The 18,097-nt window shown below is 58.4% G+C and carries 14 protein-coding genes and 1 pseudogene; 2 read left to right on the top strand and 13 right to left on the bottom strand.

Features of this window, described 5'->3' with window-relative positions:
- Positions 1-50 precede the first annotated feature (50 nt).
- The 3 genes from GV827_RS04485 to GV827_RS04475 are packed head-to-tail and all read right to left on the bottom strand — an operon-like array spanning position 51 to position 3,050.
- Positions 51-1,019, bottom strand: coding sequence for a tripartite tricarboxylate transporter substrate binding protein (locus GV827_RS04485; RefSeq protein ID WP_164352501.1), 969 nt, complete (start codon positions 1,017-1,019; stop codon positions 51-53).
- Between the two features lie 40 nt (positions 1,020-1,059).
- A complete protein-coding gene (locus GV827_RS04480; RefSeq protein WP_164352500.1) occupies positions 1,060-1,524 on the bottom strand; it encodes a tripartite tricarboxylate transporter TctB family protein in 465 nt (154 codons plus the stop codon).
- A complete protein-coding gene (locus GV827_RS04475; protein ID WP_164352699.1) occupies positions 1,521-3,050 on the bottom strand; it encodes a tripartite tricarboxylate transporter permease in 1,530 nt (509 codons plus the stop codon). Before GV827_RS04475 ends, GV827_RS04480 begins: the two co-directional genes overlap by 4 nt.
- A gap of 99 nt (positions 3,051-3,149) precedes the next feature.
- Between GV827_RS04475 and GV827_RS04470 the strand changes: the two genes are divergently transcribed.
- A complete protein-coding gene (locus tag GV827_RS04470; protein ID WP_164352499.1) occupies positions 3,150-4,184 on the top strand; it encodes a LacI family DNA-binding transcriptional regulator in 1,035 nt (344 codons plus the stop codon).
- Between the two features lie 89 nt (positions 4,185-4,273).
- Here GV827_RS04470 and GV827_RS04465 read toward each other — a convergent pair whose 3' ends face one another.
- On the bottom strand, positions 4,274-6,451 hold the full coding sequence (locus GV827_RS04465) for a DUF4214 domain-containing protein (RefSeq protein ID WP_164352498.1): 2,178 nt from the start codon (positions 6,449-6,451) through the stop codon (positions 4,274-4,276).
- Between the two features lie 268 nt (positions 6,452-6,719).
- A complete protein-coding gene (locus GV827_RS04460) occupies positions 6,720-7,109 on the bottom strand; it encodes a DUF3307 domain-containing protein (RefSeq protein ID WP_164352497.1) in 390 nt (129 codons plus the stop codon).
- A gap of 88 nt (positions 7,110-7,197) precedes the next feature.
- Here GV827_RS04460 and GV827_RS04455 point away from each other — a divergent pair, with 88 nt between their 5' ends.
- Complete coding sequence (locus GV827_RS04455) at positions 7,198-10,236, top strand: ABC transporter transmembrane domain-containing protein (RefSeq protein WP_328823107.1); 3,039 nt, start codon at positions 7,198-7,200, stop codon at positions 10,234-10,236.
- A 146-nt stretch (positions 10,237-10,382) separates the two neighbouring features.
- Here the strand turns inward: GV827_RS04455 and GV827_RS04450 are convergent, their stop codons facing one another.
- The 8 genes and pseudogenes from GV827_RS04450 to GV827_RS04415 all read right to left on the bottom strand — a co-directional run.
- The gene (locus tag GV827_RS04450) at positions 10,383-11,150 is read right to left on the bottom strand and encodes a LamB/YcsF family protein (protein WP_164352496.1); all 768 of its coding nucleotides are present in this window, start codon (positions 11,148-11,150) and stop codon (positions 10,383-10,385) included.
- A gap of 1 nt (position 11,151) precedes the next feature.
- Entirely contained in the window at positions 11,152-12,180 is a 1,029-nt protein-coding gene (locus tag GV827_RS04445; RefSeq protein WP_164352495.1) for a 5-oxoprolinase subunit C family protein, read from the bottom strand.
- Positions 12,177-12,914 (bottom strand): 5-oxoprolinase subunit B family protein, encoded by a 738-nt coding sequence (locus GV827_RS04440; protein WP_164352494.1) that lies wholly within the window; start codon positions 12,912-12,914, stop codon positions 12,177-12,179. The genes GV827_RS04445 and GV827_RS04440 overlap by 4 nt, the downstream gene beginning before the upstream one ends.
- Positions 12,907-13,845, bottom strand: a complete 939-nt coding sequence (locus GV827_RS04435) for a hypothetical protein (protein WP_164352493.1) — start codon at positions 13,843-13,845, stop codon at positions 12,907-12,909. Before GV827_RS04435 ends, GV827_RS04440 begins: the two co-directional genes overlap by 8 nt.
- Before the next feature lie 9 nt (positions 13,846-13,854).
- Complete coding sequence (locus GV827_RS04430; protein ID WP_164352492.1) at positions 13,855-15,165, bottom strand: TRAP transporter large permease; 1,311 nt, start codon at positions 15,163-15,165, stop codon at positions 13,855-13,857.
- A gap of 4 nt (positions 15,166-15,169) precedes the next feature.
- Positions 15,170-15,694: a TRAP transporter small permease gene (locus GV827_RS04425; protein WP_164352491.1), complete on the bottom strand. Its 525-nt coding sequence runs from the start codon at positions 15,692-15,694 to the stop codon at positions 15,170-15,172.
- Positions 15,695-15,748: 54 nt separating this feature from the next.
- On the bottom strand, positions 15,749-16,738 hold the full coding sequence (locus GV827_RS04420) for a TRAP transporter substrate-binding protein (RefSeq protein ID WP_164352490.1): 990 nt from the start codon (positions 16,736-16,738) through the stop codon (positions 15,749-15,751).
- Between the two features lie 34 nt (positions 16,739-16,772).
- Positions 16,773-18,029, bottom strand: a pseudogene (locus tag GV827_RS04415) (NAD(P)/FAD-dependent oxidoreductase); the annotation flags it as partial.
- Between the last annotated feature and the right edge of the window lie 68 nt (positions 18,030-18,097).

Genomic DNA, 18,097 nt, shown 5'->3' with positions numbered 1-18,097 from the left:
ATTCTCTCGTTGGTCAGGGTGCCCCGAACACCGGGGCACCCCGCGTGTCTTTACAGACCGGAAAGCAGCTCTTTGAGGGTTTTCTCACGCGCGGCCCACATCTCAAGCACTTCGGCACGTGTCATGACGTGCATCGGCGATCCGCCCGCCTTCATCTTGCCCGCCACGCGGCCATTCTCGAACATGGTCGGGACGATCTCGGCCAGCTTGTCGATGATCGGCTGAGGCGTCCCCTTGGGCACCATCACGCCGCGAAAGTTCACAGAGGCATTGTCGATGTCGAAACCTTGCTCTGCCATGGTTGGCACATCCGGCAGGAAATCATTTCGCTCAAGGTCAAAAACGCCGAGGATCTTCACGTTCCCGGCCTCACGTGCGCGGAATGCGTCCGACAGGTTGTTCACCCCACCCAGAACCTCGCCCGCGATCACGGCTTTCATCGCACCGGCACCGCCCTTGTTGTTGGGGATATAGGCCAGCTTCACGCCTGCGGCCTTCTCAAGCTGAAGCGCGGCAATGTGGTGTCCGACGAAAAGCCCCGCACCGGAAAAGGTCAGCTTGCCCGGGTTCGCCTTGGCATAGTCCACAACATCGGCCATGGAGTTGAATTCGCTGTCTGCGGCCACCACAAACACAGCCGGGTCCGCGCCCCAGTTGGCGATGGGCTCAAAGCTTTCGGCGGAATACTCCACGCCACCCTCGATCGACTGCGCGATGAAGTGCGGGATGTTGTAGGCGCCAAGGGTGTAGCCATCAGAATCCGCCTGCGTCGCGAACCAGTTCCAGCCCACGCGCCCGCCTGCGCCGGGCTTGTTGATGATGGCAATCGGCATGCCCAGCGCGTCTTCGTTGCCTGCGGTCATTGTCACGATCCGCGCCTGAAAGTCCGTGGCGCCCCCGGCTCCGTAGCTGACCATCAGCATGATCGGCCGTTCGGGGAAATTATCGTGACCATCGGCAAATGCGCCGCCGGTCATTGTCATCAGCGCCATTGCGGCGGCTGCAATTAGTTTCTTCATGGGTTTCTCCTCCCTTGGTTGGATCTGCCGCTGTTGCGGTTCAGAAGAAAATCTCTCGCGGTGTGAACACGTTCAGAAGCATCGCGAAGAGGCCGTACATGACCGCCAGGAAACCGGCAGTTATGACCACGCGCTTGATCCATGTCTTGACCTCTCCATGAGGGGCCGGATCATAGAGCGACAAAAGAATAAAGAAGGTGATCGTCGAGGCGGTGTAAAAGCCAAGTGTCCTGGCGGCCCAAAAGACAAACACCAGTGCTACGACCAGACCGGGCAGAATGTTGGCCATTGCCTGACGGCTCAACCCGTTGCCCACCTTGGTCCGACCCAAGAGCGCCTTGCCAAAGGTCCAGAGCGCCAGCACAGCAAATACGGTCGAGATCAGGCGTGGAAACAAGAAGGCGGCCGCCGGTTCCTGCGTAAAACTGATGTAGGTCACCGCGATGCCCACAGCGGCGACAAGGCCGCTGGCGATGATATGCTGGGTGCGGGGCAGATCGGTCATGACAGCGCTTCCTCTTTGCTTACCGCGTCATCCTTGGTGGTGTAGCGGCGGTGGCGCAGTTCCATCCAGACCGAATAGCCGACCGACACGACGACAACCGCGATCAGCGCCAGGTTCAAAGGACCGGTAAAGAAGTACTGGCCGACGCTGGACGTGGCATTGGCGATCATGCTGCCTTGGATAAAGTTCGCCTCGGCAATCGGGCCAAGGATCAGGCCAAGCACCAGCGGCGCCGCCGAGAAACCAAAGCGTTCAAGGAAATACATGCCTGTGCCGAGGGTCATCATCACATAGACATCGCCCATGGAATTCTGCACCGAGTAGCTGCCAAATACCGCCAACCCCAGAACAACCGCGGCCATCACCGCGTTTGGCACCTGTGCCACCTTCGCGGCCAACCCCGCCACGTAAAGCCCGAAGATGCACATCAGGATCTGCCCGATCAGCATCGAATTGATGAATGTCCACGCGACTTCGGGGTGGTTGTCGAACAGATCGCTGCCCGGAAAAATGCCATGGATCAGAAGGCCACCCAGCAACACCGCAGCCGTAGGAGAACCGGGGATCGACAGGGTCAGCAGCGGCACAAGGGAGGGGCCGACCATGGAGTTGTTCGCGCTTTCGGCTGCAATCACACCTTCGCTATGGCCTGTGCCAAACTTGTCCCGCTCCGGGCTCATTTTCTTGGTCTGGTCGTACGCTACAAGGCCCGCAATCTGCCCGCCCACGCCGGGGATCAGTCCAATAATCGACCCCGTAATCGTTCCGATGCCCAACGCGCGCTTACGCTTGAACACTTCACGAATTGCGCCACCAATTGGGTGGTGTTCAACAGTAAGAACCTCGGCATCCAGCTTTCTGCGATCTTTGGCAAACATCGTGATGACCTGCGGGATCGCAAACAATCCGATAAGGGCGGGAATGACATTAATCCCGCCTGAAACGCTGGAATGAAAAATGAACCGCTGCGCACCCATGATGTCGTCAAATCCGATGGTTGCCAGCCACAGACCGATACAGCCCGACAAAAGCCCTTTGACTACCGAACTGGAATCCAGCGACCCAATGACGGTCACTCCAAGGATGGCGAGCCAGAACAGGTGCGACGGCCCAAAGGCCAGCGCCCATTGCGCCAGCATCGGCGTCAGAAAGATCAACAGCAGAACACCGAACACGCCGCCGACTGCCGAGGCGATGAATGACAACTGCAGCGCCCGCGCGCCTTGACCCTTTTGCGCCATCGTATGCCCATCAAGGGTGGTGGCGATGTTTGCAGGGGCACCCGGAATCTTCAGCAAGATCGCGCTGACCGCCCCGCCTGCCACGGTCGAGGTATAGGCGGCCCCCAGCAGGATCAGCCCCTGCGCAGGCTCCAGCCGAAAAGTGAAAGGGATCAGCAGGGCAACAGCCATCGTCGGGGACAACCCCGGTGTCGCCCCAAGGATCAGCCCGCCGATCGTACCGATCAGCAGCAGTCCGAAATTGATCGGCGTGAACACGTCACCGAAATAGGCCAGAAACTCCAACGCAGCGTCTCCCGTCGTGCGAATGTCTTGACCGGTAACCGTAAGTAATGAAAATAGTTTTGCAAATGTTTTCATTTTTCGACTGGAATTGGCACTCAGGTGACTGATAAAAATAAGAAAAAATCGGATATTATAGCTGTCGCCAAAGCCGCACGTGTATCTCCCTCGACCGTGTCGCGCAGCTTTAACCATCCCGAACTGGTCAAGGCGACGACGCGCAAAAAGATCGACGCAGCCGTTCGGCGCTTGGGCTATATCCGCAACCGCGCGGCACAAACGATCCACGGCATCCGCAGCGGCACGGTCGGGTTGATCGTGCCGACCGTGGATCACGCGATCTTTGCTGAATTGATCCAGAGCTTTTCGGAATCCATCGAGGATCTGGGTTTCACGATCCTTCTGGCCTCGCACGGCTATGACCTTGAAAGGGAATATGCGCTGACCCGCAAAATGCTGGAGCACCGCGTGGATGGCATGGCGCTGATCGGGATCGAACACAGCGAGGAAACCCTGTCACTGCTGCAAAGTCAGGGTGTCCCGACCATCCAGCTGTGGAACTTTTCCCAGACCGCGCCATTCCCCTGCGTTGGATCGGATAACTTTCAGGCGGGGTGGCTGGTAGGGCAACATGTCGGACAACTGAGGCACAAGAAGGTGGCAGCCCTGTTCCCGCCGCTTGCGGGGAATGACCGGGCGGCGCATCGGTTTGAAGGGGTCAGTCAGGCGCTTTCAGAGTTTGATATTGCGATACCCGACGGCTGGTCGCTTGAGACACCCTACAGCGTCGGGGCGGCGAAAGAGGCACTTGTGGGACTGCTGTCACAGGCCGATCTGCCAACGGCGCTGATCTGCGGAAATGATGTCCTTGCCTGGGGGGCGCTGCACGCAATATCCCGGCATGGGCTTCGCGTGCCGGACGACATCACGGTCACGGGGATCGGGGATTTCAAAGGGTCACGTGAGTTCGAACCCGCGCTGACCACGGTGCGGATCCCGGCGCGCCAGATCGGCGCAAAGGCCGCTGATGTGATCGCGCACAAGATCATTACACCGGATGACAGCATCGAAGGACAGTTGGTTGTACCCGATCTGATGGTGAGAAACACCAGCGGCCCGCCAAGCTCAGGCGCTTGACGGGCTGATGGTCATGACCATCTGACAAGCATGCGATGGGTACATGTGATCAGGCGGGCGAAGAGACTGATTAAACAACCTGCTTCAGATCAGGTGTACCAAATCCCATCGTCGATGGCTGATGAAACATTGGACTTATTCTCAACACTCTCGGAAAACGAAACCAGCATTTGCTCGCGCGAGAGGTTGTTTTCCTGCTGCTCGCACCAGAAGGCGTAGCCTTCTGGATCTGGCTGCCGATCCAGCACATTTTGATAAAGCAGATCAACAAATTGCGTATCCGACAGTTTTTCGTTCTTTCCGTAAGCGCTCTCAAACTCGGCCGATTTCAGGAAATGTGACGCGACTTCTTTGAGTGAAAATGCACCGCAGTCCAGCTGCTTGACCCAAAACTCCAGACCTGCGGCGTCAGGGGTGCGGTCAAAACTGGCCTGATACAGCCGGTAGGCCTGACCGCTGTTGCCCTCCGTGTCGAACGCAAGCGTACCATCAAGGAATTCGACCCGTTCCACATTGGCAAGGGTAACCTCATTGGGCAAACCTTCGGTGATCATCACAGGTTTGCCGTAACCGTCCACTTTGACGGTTGCCTCTGTGCTGAGGGCATCGACGAAGACCGTATCCAGACCAGCACCACTGTCGATGTAGACCAGGTTCGGCATCAGATCGATCAAATCGTCTTCGTCTGTCCCAAGAACGTATTGGTTCTCGACAGTCATTTCTTCCTTCGGTGACTCCGCCGGCTTCGGCTCGTCGATCTCTTTGAGATTTTCTTGGACATCTTTTGGTTTCAGATCGACGGTCAGTTCGACCACTTCAAACGGGTTCAGCGTCAGTTCGATTTGACTGGCATCCTCGAACACAAGATCGGTCAGGATCACATCAATATCATGTTCGTTGTAGAAATAAGGCTGGCCCTCGATCAGCACACTATCGGCATCCACACCCTGTTCCCATTGCTTGCCGTTTGATGAGGCCGGGTCCATCGCCATTTGGACGGCCTGAACTGGCCCAACTGCTGGCAGTTTACGGGCCAGATCAAGCGTAAATCTGGTCTGATCCAAAGTGCGGGAAGAGATGTAGAACACAACCTCCTCTGCCGATGCATAGGCGGAAACCTCAATCTCTGGTATGCCGTTTGCAAAAGAAGTCGAGATCAGTTCTTTGCCGGCAAGGGCATCTGCCATGAGATCAAACGCAGCACCTTGGACAGAATTTGTCAGCCGCCCCTGATCATCCAAGCGCGCACCATTATCCGTATCTAGGGTCAGTGCGGTGCGCGAATGATAATCGATCGCCCAGATGTGCGCGCCATCGGCCCCGATTTCGATCATATTCTCGAACTGTTTGATCAGGCTGGATGCGGCCACCATGCCCTGCTGCGTGGTGGCAGATGTTTTCACATTCCATTCGGTGATGTGCAGATCAAGGTCCTTGTCGAAAGCGTCTGACCAGACCCGAAAGTCCTTGTCGATGTTCTTGACGGCAGCATCTGTGTCCGGGAAAGCGAAATCTGTCTTGTTATAGTAATAATGCTCGGTCACGCCGTCGATGGCCTCTCTGGCCGCGTTGCTCAGCTGCGCAATCACCTGTTCGTTCGCTGCCTTGTTGCGGGCAACAAAGTCAGAGACGCCTGAGACGGCTGGAAATTCTGACCCTTCGTTTCCCGCCGTCGCCATCTGGACAAGGATATCGGGCTGGTTGTCAATGCTGACCCCGGCGGCAAGCATGCCTTTCTCAATCGCTTCGGCGCCAATGGATGCCTTGATGCCGTAAGCTGTTTCGCCCATTTCCCAATGTTCATTGCCAATCTGGAAGGCGGCAATCACGTCCCCGTATTCTGCCATCACCTTGGTGACGAAAACCTCAATCTCATCGGCAAAGGCGACATATTCCTCTGAGGTCAGGTGTTTCGTGGGGATGATCAGTGTGGTTTTGACCGGTTGGTTCGTACCCTCCGTTGCCGCGCACCACTCAAGGAAATTGACCAGTTCCGGACGCAATGCGCCGCCGTCCATCTCAACGATATTGATTGAACTGACCCCATCGATCGGCAGATCACCGGCATCGTTTGGCTTGTCAGGATCAAGGTCAGCCTGACCGCCGCCGAACCGAATGTTCTGAACACCAAGGGCATCTGCCGCAGCTTCATATTCGGCGGTTGGAACACCATCATCAGTGAGGCTGAACACTGCGTTCGCACCGAACATATCCTGAGAGACGAAAAGACCGGTCTTTTGAAGACCTGAAAGCGTCATCACTGACATTGATGGACTACCTCAATTCACGACCACTAGCTCCGACATTTGGACTCAAATGCGGCACCCACCGCCTTAATGTTGCCCTATTCAATCCTGAGATATCAAGAAAATCCTTGAAATTGAGTGAATTTTGGCGATTTGAACAGAATTCGCCACATTTCTGCCTAACAATCAAGAATAGAACGATGGTTTGTTTTGGAATGGGCAACAATTGTTTGCGGCAAGATGTGCAGTGCCAATGATCAGCGCTGAAACAGTCGCTGAAACGGGGGCGTCAGACCGCGTAGATTGCCCAGGCCCAGATCATTCCGACATAGGTCAGCTGATGCAGCAATTGGTCCACACCAAAGGCGCGCCAATAGGTGGCGTCGGCAGGTCCATGATTGGTTTTGTCAGCATGGCGGCCCTTGGCCCAGTCGATATGGTAATGCAGAATCCCCTCTGCAGCGCAGAGGACAAGAGTGAACGGTAACGGCGCACCGACCAGCAAAAGCGCAACGACAGACAGGACCGCATGAAGGCCCGCGTGCTGCGCGCGTCCCAGATGCAGATACTCTCCCCGCCCCGCCAACATGCGCTTGCTTTGAAGAAAGTAATCGGCAAAGAGATGCTTTACTTGCAACAGGACAAGCAGGATCAAAGCTGTCTGTAGAACTGCCGTCACTGCATTGCCTCCTTTTCAGGCAGCCTAGACCATCAACTTATTTGAGCAAATCATTTGATTTGCAAGGCACGCAGTTGCTAAGCGTGTAGTGCGACGTTGCCATATTACACATTGGACCTTTCCCATAGAACGCAGTCTTTTCTCATTCATCTGGAAGTACTCCAAGCGCGATCAGCTGATCCTCCTGGCTGTGACGCTCACGCTGTTCCCGCTGCTGTATCTCACGCTGGAATTGCCCAAACGGATCATCAACGATGCTATCGGAGCCAGCTCGGACACGGTGCCGGTCTTCGGCTACGAGCTGAGCCAGATCGGCTTTCTGATGCTGCTGTGCGGGCTTTTCCTGATTTCGGTGCTGGGACACGGCATCATGAAAATGCGGATCAACACCATGAAAGGTGTGTTGGCCGAGCGTCTGTTGAGGCGTCTGCGCTATACGCTGATTGCGCGCATTCTCAGGTTCCCGGCCCCCTATTTTGAGCGGACAAGCCAGGGCGAGCTTGTGTCGATGGTGACCTCCGAATCCGAACCGATGGGCGGTTTGATGGGCGATGCCGTGGCGCAGCCCGTGTTGCAGGCAGGCCAGATGCTGACGATCCTCGGCTTTCTGTTCCTGCAAAGCGTGGCCTTCGGTCTGGCCGCCTGTGCGCTGATCCCGTTGCAGGCATGGCTGATCCCGAAACTGCAAAAGCAGATCAACCAGCTGAACAAGAAACGTGTGATCCAGATCCGCGCCCTTGCGGCCGAGATTGGGGAAAAAGCCGTTGGTGCCAGCACCCTGCGCACAAACGGAGGATGGCGTTACCGCATGGCCTTGGTGTCAGACCGGCTTGGCCGTTTGTTCACGATCCGGTTCGAGATCTTCCAGAAGAAATTCTTCATGAAGTTCATCAACAACTTCATTGGTCAGCTCACGCCGTTTTTCTTCTATTCTATCGGCGGCTATCTGACGATCACGGGTGAAGTGACGGTGGGTGCTCTGGTCGCCGCCCTTGCTGCCTACAAGGATCTGTCCAGCCCGTGGAAAGAGCTGTTGGCCTACTATAACCAAAGTCAGGATATGGCGCTGCGCTGGGAGACGATCACCGAGCGTTTCGCGCCCCATGGCATGATTGACCGTGATCTGTTTGAAACTGATCCGGGTGAGATACCCGCGCTGGATGGTGACGTGGTTCTGGATAGCATCAGCGTTCAGGACGCGGATGGGAACATGGTGTTGGAAGATATCAACGTCACCTTCGCCGCGGCCAGCACAGTTGCGATCACCGCGCCAAGTGATGAGGATCGACGGGCCCTTTCCGAGGTGCTGTTGCGCGAACTTGTCCCGGCGTCCGGGGGCGTTTCCATCGCCGGGCATGCTTTGGCAGGATTGCATCAGGCGGCAATTGCCAAGCGCATTGGTTATGCCACGTCCCGGCCCGTGATGTTCGTCGGCAGCTTTGGCGACAACATCGCTTTGCCGCTCAAGCTGAAACCGGTGGAGGACGGCGATCCTTCCGATGACGTGCAAGAAAGCGCACGCGCGGGCAACAGCACTGATCTGCCCAATGCCCGGTGGATCGACCCCGAAGCCGAAGAAGCCAGCAGTGATGCCGGATTGCGGGCCTGGTGGCTACAGCTGATTAAAGGCATGGAAATTGATCAGGCGCTCTTCGCACGCGGCATCGACCAAAGGTTTGATCCAGAAGAACATGATGCGCTGGCCGCCGCACTTGTATCGCTGCGCACCGATATCGCCGATCGTGTCCGTGCCGCGGATCTGGATGCGCAGGTGCATTTTTTCGATAAAGAAGTCTATAACCCGGCACTGCCCGTTGCCGAGAATCTGATTTTCGCCACCCCAAACGAGAAAGTGACAGCAACACTTCTGGAAGGTCAGACAGATTTCATTGACCTGTTGTCCAAGCTGGGGCTTGAGGCTGACCTGCTGCAACTGGCGGTCGATATGGTTGATCTGCTGCGCCAGATCTTTGGTGTCGATGGCACCGATCACCCGCTGTTCCGCAAGCTGGGCGTCGATCCGGATACCTTCGAAGCCGCCGTAAAACTGCGCGAAAAAACCCGCGATGGCAAAGAACTCAGCACGACGGACAAGGCTATCATGCTAGCCGTCACCTTTGCCATGTCTGCCGAAAAGCTGGGGTCAGCCTTTCCGCAAGACATCACCGAAAGAGTTCTTGAGATCCGTCAAAGACACGGGACCGCATTGCAAAAGAGCCTCAGGGATGTGTTCACACCAATCTCGCAAGATGCACCTGTCGCCGGTTTGACGGTGTTGGAGAATGCCCTTTTCGGCAAGATCGCTGACAGTGCGGGGGCAAAGGGCGATGACCTGCGGCAAATCGTTGTTGGTGCGCTTTATGATGCTGATCTGGATGGCCTGGTGCTTGACCTGATATTCGATATGCCGCTGACGTTGGGTGGGGGCAATCTGCCAACTCTGCTGACCGAAACGCTGGCCATCAGCCGGGCCACCATCAAACGGCCGCAGGTGCTGATCCTCGACAACGTATTGTCGAGCTATGATGCAGAGACCCGAAGCACGCTGCACATGAAACTGCGTACGTTGCTGCCGCACTCAACGATCATTTGTCTGGAACCGAGTTTCGCGGATGTTGCGGATTTCGATGCGCAGTTCGTGCTTCAGCAAGGAAGGATGTCGAGCGTGGGAGGAGACTTGCCGACAGAAGAGGACAGCACCGTCAGCGCCGATTTGGCGCGCAAACTGCGGGCTCTGGAACAGACGGACCTGTTCTCAGGGCTTGCTCGCAAACAGCTTCGTTTGCTGGCCTTCGGGGCGCGGTGGTATTCTGCCAGTGCGGGCGAATACGTCTTTCACAAGGACGATGATCCGACCAGCGGCGCCTTTCTGGTGGTCGAGGGTGAGGCGGATTTGCTCCTGCCTGTCGAGGATGGAGAGGATAAGCTGATTGTCACATCGGGCCCCGGCAAGCTGGTTGGTGAACTGGGGGTGATCCGCAATGTGCCGCGCGCGCTGGATATGCGCGCCAAGACCGATCTGACCTGCCTGCGTATCGGCGCGGAAGAGTTCCTTGACGTGGTGGGCAGCGACGCACGTACAGCCTACAAACTCTTGCAGGTGGTCGCCGGATACGTGTCAAACTGACGTGCTGCGGCGTCTGGTGCCTGTCGCCCCCGCGGGGACGTAAGCGGAATCTTCAATTGAAACATAGGGGTATCGCTGTGATAAACTCTTGATTAATATAAGCTAATCAAGAGTTTATGCTGAGTGCGTCATGCCCGCAGCGCGTCCTACTTATGGCCTTCAAACTGCTCCAGTGTGATCCCGGCCGCCTCAAGTTGCTTGCAGACTGACCCGGCAATCTGCACGGCTTCAGGCGTGTCGCCGTGCAGGCAGATCGTGTCGATCCGGGTCTCGATCTGCTTGCCGCTTTCGGTGATGATCGCGCCCGCCTTGACCATTTCGACCATACGGCTGCCCGCGCGCTCCGCGTCGTGGATCACCGCGCCGGGTTGGCGTCGGTCCACCAGCGTCGCGTCGTCGTTATAGGCGCGGTCGGCAAAGATTTCTCCTGCCCATTTGCAGCCCAGCTTCTCAACCGCCTCCTGCTGCGCTGTCGCGGCCAGCACCATGACGATCAGGTCCGGGTCCACGCTCAGCGCGGCGTCATAAAGATCCTCGGCCATCTGCGCGTCTTCCGAGGTCATGTTGCCGATGGCGCCGTGCAGCTTGAGGTGCCGTACCTTGACCCCCATGCTGCGGGCCATACCAACGGAAGCAGCGACCTGATACCGGATCTGGTTTTGCAGTGTGCCGCGTGGCATCTGGATGCGGTTGCGACCAAAGCCGGCAAGGTCCATGAACCCCGGATGCGCGCCGATGCCCACGCCGTTTTCCTGCGCCATGCGCATGGTGTCGGCCATCACGTCGGCATCTCCGGCGTGACCGCCACAGGCGATATTGGCCGAGGTGATGATTTTGAGCAGCGAAGCATCGTCGCCCATTTTCCACGGGCCAAAGCTTTCGCCCATATCGGCGTTCAGATCGACAGTTGGCATATCAGGTCTCCTCATCAAAGGGGTTGGCTGTGGCCGAGACGGCGCCGCTGACCAGCTGATAGCTGAGCAGGTCACGGATGTCGGCGGGGTCGCGCACCAGCGGTGTGACCCGCGAAGGCAGGGATTTCAATTCGGCTTCAAAGCGCGCCTGCAGGGCGACGGCCTCGGCCATCTCGACAAATTCAAAGGTGATCTCGGCCCCGGTCTGGGCCTGTGCGACGCGCGGCAGGTCGCAGGGCAGAACGGCGGCGATGCGGGGATAGCCCCCGGTGGTCTGGCATTCGTACATCAGGACATAGGGGGCACCGTCGCCCGAAACCTGAATATCGCCGGGCACCACGACCTCGGAGACGATGCTGAGCTGTTCCTCGGTGGCAAAGCCGTCACCGTCGAAATCCATACGCACGCCCATGCGGTTGGCGCGGGCATCGCGGCGGAAGGTTGTCGTCACAAAACGTTCGATGGTCTCTGGCGTGAAGGCAGTGGTCTGCATCGAGGCAACGACCCTGATCCTGCCGCCGCCGAAACGGTCCGGCTTGGGCAAGGTCATCGCTACGTCTCGGCCCTTGTCAGCGCCTACGGGTAAGCTTTCACCACTCTGCAGCAAGCCCCCGATCCCGCAGGCCAGGTGTGCACTGCGCGCACCCATGACCAGCGGCGTGTCAAAGCCACCGCCGACGTGCAGATAGCCGTAGCTGCCGTTGCGTGCACCCCCGATGGTCAGCTTGGCGCCTGCAGGCAGCAGATGGCTGGCGTTCCACACCACCGCTTCGCCGTCGATGTTCGCCGCCATCTCGGCCCCGGTCAGGGCAATGCGGATGTCCGCGTCCGCGACAAAGGTGCCGCCGCTGCCCGCCATTTCAATGGCCGCGAGGTCAGGTTTCTGTCCCAGCAGCGCAGCGCCTTCATAAAGCGCCAGCCGGTCCGCCGCGCCGCCGCCGGTCAACCCCTCGGCCCGGTAACCGGGGCGTCCCATGTCTTGCAGCGTCATGGCCGGGCCAGCCTGCTGGATCGTCAGATGCGCGCTCATGTCAGGGCCTCGTGGGTGGCGCCGCCAAGACCGGAGGTGTCCTTGGTCTTGATCTCATCGTATTCGGCACGACTGATTGCCGGGAACAAAAGCTCATCCCCGGGGGCGAGGGTGAAGGGCTTGGGGTTGTCGGGGCGAAAGGTCTTGAACAGGGTCTGTCCGATATGGCGCCAGCCTGTCGGCGTGTCATTTGTAAAAACGATCAACTGCCGGATGGCGACAACAAGTGCGCAGGCGGGCACGGATTTGGTCAGTCCCTGTTGACGTGGGATGTTCCATGTCTCGCTCAGCTCTCCGGTGTAGGGCTGGCCGGGGGCGAAACCGATGGTCAGCACGCGCACGCGGGACGTCGAGATTTCCTTGATCGCCGCATCGGGATCGACGCCTGCCACCTGCGCGGCCTCCTCCAGCTGTGGGGCAAGGTCGGTGCCGTAAACCGTGGGCACATGCCAAAGCGTGCGGCCAGCAGGAAGCGGCGCGGAAAACCAGTCCTTGCTTTGGAGCAGGTCGCGCAGGCGTTCTTCCATGCTTTCCGCCGGTGTTGTCGCCAGATCGACCTCAAGAAAGGTCGAGACAAGCGAGGTGCTGGTTTCCTTGACCTCCGGCCAGTCCTGCGCGTCAACGGCGGCGCGAAATGACAGAGCGGCGCGGTTGGCTGGCTCGGACATCGCGGCGGCGAAGGTAATCAACAGGCCGGACAACCCGACTGTCTGTATGCGTGGCCAGTCACTCATTCGATAATGCCCATTGGTAGAGCCGAGGCAGGAGCATCGGCGTGAGATACATCGGCAGCTGCCAGCAGCCGATAAATATCATCAGCGGCGTCAGTATGTCGGGGGGCAGCGCCACAAGAAAGATCGCGATGTTGCGGTTGCCCGCGCCAATGGCCAGCGGCCCTGCAACAGGACGCAGGAGCGTACGACGCAGGGTGAGCAGCGTGAAGAGCTGCAACAGATAGCTGATCGCGAAGGCAAGAAGCGCCCAGAGCGCCACGGTCAAGGGATCGCTGCGCAGGGCGGGGTTCAGGGCTGCCATGAGCCCCACAACGATGAACGAGAACGCCAGCACGGACAGCCCGTCCAGCGCCTTGATCTGACCGTCTGTCGGCTGTGGGAACAGCCATGCGCGTAGGGTGAACCCTGCGCCCGCTGCAAGAATGATCACACCCAACAGCTTGAGCGCGGCCAAGACCACCTGATCGGCCGGTCCTAGTTGCGGCATCAGCATCAGCACCGGCAGAACGGTCAGCGGAAAGGCAGCCGTGCCGAGCACAAGGATTTGCATCATCCGCCCCCCATCCAGCCGCATCATCAGCGCCAGATTCACACTGCCGGTAATCGCCGGGGCGGCAGACGTCAGGACGATCACAAGCGCGGCAGGCGTGTCTTGCAGGCCAGCCAGCGTCAGCACACCCAGCAAGAACAGCGGGACAATCATTTGCAGGACAGCGACCGATCCCAGACCCCAGCGCAGATCGCGCATGGCCCCCATCGCCGCCTGGTGCCCGATGCGCAGGGCCGTGGTGGTCAGCAGGGCGGCGACCATATGCGGCAACCACGTAACGAGGGTCGCGGCAAAGCCGGGCAGCAGAAGTCCGGCAGCCAGCCCGAGTATCAGGCAAAGACGTGCGTGGGTCGAGGCCAGCCAGAAGATGCGTGTGATCATACATGTGCCTTAACCCGGCCCACTGCGCAGGTTATCTGGCAGCCATGTGGCGATCTCAGGGAACCAGATCAGAACAAAGACCATCAGGACCATGATGCCGAACATCGGCAGCGCGGCCTTGGTAATGTATCCCATTTCGTGATCTGTCATGCCCTGCAGTACAAAGAGGTTGAAGCCAATAGGCGGCGTGATCTGCGCCATCTCGATCACCACGACAACGAAGATACCGAACCAGATCAGGTCGATCCCGGCGTCGCGCACCATCGGTTCCACAACGGCCATGGTCAGCACAATGGCCGAGATCCCATCAAGGAACATGCCGAGGATGATATAGAAGACCAAGAGGGCCATAAGCAGTTGAAAGCGGCTGAGTTCCATTGCGGCAATGCCATCGGCCAATGATCGGGGAAGCCCCGTAAACCCCATGGACAGCTTTAGAAACGCGGCCCCGGCAAGGATCAGTGCGATCATTGCAGATGTTCGGGTTGCTCCCATCAGGCTTTCGCGAAAGCTTTGCAGGGTAAGTGAACCTTGCAGCAGCGCCAGCACCAAGGCACCGATCACGCCAATCGCGGCGGCCTCGGTCGCGGTGGCAAGGCCGGTGTACATGGACCCGATAACAACAGTGATCAGCCCGAAGACGGGGATCAGGAAGCGGGAGTTCGCGAGTTTAGCGGAAAAGCTCATCCCGCGCTCAACGGTCGGATTCCAGTCCTTGGAGGTGAAGCTGACCACGGCGACGTAGGCCATGAACATCCCTGCAAGGACCAGACCGGGAAAGACGCCGGCAAAGAACAACTTGGTGATGCTTTCGTTCACTGTGACCCCGTAGACGATGAGTGCCAGAGAGGGCGGGATCATCAGGCCAAGTGTCGCGGCCCCGGCGAGTGTGCCGATCACCATTTTCTCAGGATAGTTCCGCGCACGCAGTTCAGGGATCGACATTTTGCCTACCGTCGTGAGCGTCGCGGCGGAAGAGCCGGAGACGGCGGCAAAGACCGTGCAGGAGACGATATTGGTATGCACCAGACCGCCGGGAAGGCGGGCGAGCCAAGGCGAAAGGCCCTTGAACATATCCTCCGATAATCGGGTCCGATACAGAATTTCGCCCATCCAGATGAACAGCGGCAGGGCGGTCAGCGTCCAGCTTGAGGACGAGGCCCAGATCGTGGTGACCATGGTGTCGCCCACGGGCCGCGTGGTGAAAAGCTCCATTCCGACCCAGGCGACGCCCATCAGGGCGAGGCCCACCCAGACGCCGGTGCCAAGCAGGAAGAACAGCACAAACAGGAACAGAGAGATGGCGTAAAGTTCGGTCATGTCACTATTCCCCGTGCGACTGATCAATGGAATCGCGGACGATGCGGTGTTCGCCTTTGATCAGCACTTGAATGAAGTTGTCGGTCAGGGCGAGCGCCAGCAGACCGCCGCCAAGGACCATAACGGATTGTGGTATCCAGAGGTGTATTGCGTCCTGCCCCTGACTGACTTCCTTGAACTTCCAAGACCAGTAGACGAACCAGTAGGCGTAGTAGGTAAAATACCAGGCAATCGCTGCGGCCAATCCAAAACACCAGATTTCAAGCAATCGTTTCGGTCCAGCCGTGACCGCATTGAGCAGGATTGATACCCGAATATGTGCGCCACGGTTCAGCGCGTTAGCAAAGGCCAGAAAGCTGGCGGCGGCCATGGCGTAACCCGCGTAGTTTGGCGCGCCGGGAAAGACTTCGCCTGTCCAGCGGGCAATCATCTGCACGACGATCAGCAGCAGGATCGAGATCAGGCAGAGCGCAGCCAGCACGCCAGCCAGCATGTAAAGAAAATCCAGAAACTTGCGAATGGCAGCCATGTCGCCCCCTTGAAATGCAAATGGCGGCCCCGAACGATGGGGCCGCCAAATGGTTTATTGCATCGCCTTGAAGCCATCGACGATGGCTTTGCCATCTTCGCCTGCGGCTTCCAGCCATTCTGCGGTCATGGTCGCGCCAACGTCGCGCAGACCGGACATCAGTTCGTCACCGGCGGGTTGAACGGTCATGCCACCTGCGGCCAGACCGTCCATGGTGAACTGGGTGTATTCCTTGGAAGCCTGCAGACCACGCGAAGCGGCTTCTTCGGCGCAGCCGGTGATCGCTGCCTTGTTGGCGTCCGAGACACCTGACCAGACATCATTGTTTACCATGACGTAGTTGTAGGGGAGCCATGCATCCACTTCGTAGAAGTGCGACAGGCTTTCCCATACCTTGCGGTCATAACCGGTGGCCCCGGAGGAAATCATCGATTCCGCAACACCTGTTGCAAAGGCTTGGGAAATTTCAGCGGCTTCGATGGTTACCGGAAGCATGCCGGTCAGCTCTGCCAGACGCGAGGTGGCGTTGCTGTAGGAACGGAACTTGATGCCCTTCATGTCATCGATGCTGTTCACTTCCTTATTGAAGTAAAGACCCTGCGGCGGCCATGGCACGGCATAGAGCATGGTCAGGTTCTGCTCTGCCAGGACTTCTTCAAGCTTGGGCTTGGCAGCTTCAAACAGCTTGGCGCTATCATCGAACGAGGGCGCAAGGAATGGAACGGAGTCAAATCCGAACACTGCGTTTTCGTTCTGGTGACCTGACAAAAGACGCTCACCGATCTGAACCTGGCCGGTCTGGATCGCGCGCTTGATATCGGCACCGGCAAAGAGCGAGCCGCCCGGATGCACGGTGATGTCGATCTCGCCGCCCGTCGCGTCGCGCACGCAGTCGGCAAAGGCCACGCCGTTCTCAGAGTGGAAATTCGACGCGGAATAGGCCATCGGCATGTCCCACTTTTCCGCTGCCATTGCAGGTAGAGCGCCGGTCACGGCAATCGCCAGTGTCGCGGCGCCAGCCATCAGTTTGCTTGTCATCTTCATACGTATTCTCCCAGTTTCTTTATTATCGCAGGCCTCAGGAAAAGCGCTGCGGGTGGTAGGGGGCGAGGTCTGTATTGACCTGCTCCCCGGTGATCAACCCGGCCACAAGGCGGCCGGTTTTTGGCCCGCCTGTTAACCCGATGTGATGATGCCCGAAGGCGGTAAAGACCCGGCTTTGCCCAACCTGTCCGATCAGGGGCAGGCTGTCGCTGGGGGCGGGCCTGTGCCCCAGCCATTCAATTTCATTGGTGGCCTTCATGTTTGGAAACGCCTTGGCCGCCTGTCTGCGGAGCAACGCCAGCGGTGCCTTGGAAGGACCGGCGTCCAGCCCGCCAAATTCGACAATCCCGGCACAGCGGACGCCCTGATCCATCGGCGTGGCGACAAATTTGCCGGATGCCAGCATGATCGGCCGCGCCGGGCCGCCGGTCGCGTTCTCGAACACGATATGATAGCCACGCTCTGTCTCAAGCGGGATATTGAGGCCCAGCTTCTGCATCATCGGCTTGGACCAGACGCCGGTGGCAAGAACCACGTCATCGCAAGGGATGGTCCCTTGAGTGGTCTGCACTGCCGTGACCGTGCCGCCCGTCAGATCAAAGTCCTTGACCTCGGCTTCGCGCAGGGTGCCGCCCATGTCCTCGAAAGCGCGCGCCAGCGCCTGAACGTACCCACCCGGGCTGCGGATGAAGCCGTGGTTCTTGAGGATCGCCATGCAGGTGATGTCATCGCCCAAAGATGGCTCATAATCGCGAACATCCTGCCCTTCGATGATCTCTGGCACAAAGCCAGCATCGCGGCGGATGGCCCATGTATAGGCCTCGCCCTCGAACACACTGCGGTCAGTGTAGGCAAAGCAATAGTCGCTGTCGTTCACCCACGATCCCAAGCCCAGACCGTTACAAAGGCTTTTGTGTTGTTCAACTGTGTCGGCGACAATCGGGATCAAACCCTGTGCAATCCGCTTGGTGTCGGCATCATTGGCGTGCGACATATATCTGCGCAGCCATGGCAGCAGCTTGGGCAGATACGTCCAGCGCATGAACAGTGGGAAGTCACTGTCGAGCAACATGCCGGGCGCCTTTTTCATCAATCCGGGGCCTGTAACTGGCACCATGGCGCAGGCAGCCAACACACCGGCGTTGCCGTGGGACGTGCCTGTTCCGGGCGCGCCACGGTCGACCACGGTGACCTCGACGCCCGCGCGCCGCAGCCAGATGGCCGTTGAAATGCCAACGATTCCCGCACCGATAACAACGACGTGCCGGGTCATGTCAGAGCCCCTTGTAAGCTGTTTGACGTCACGTAACGATTCTCCCCAAAAGCATCATTGCACGAAAAACGAAAACATCAACAAAA

Source organism: Sulfitobacter sediminilitoris, from assembly GCF_010667575.1.
In the GTDB taxonomy this organism is placed as follows: domain Bacteria; phylum Pseudomonadota; class Alphaproteobacteria; order Rhodobacterales; family Rhodobacteraceae; genus Sulfitobacter; species Sulfitobacter sediminilitoris.
This window is presented reverse-complemented; position numbering and strand designations above follow the sequence as displayed.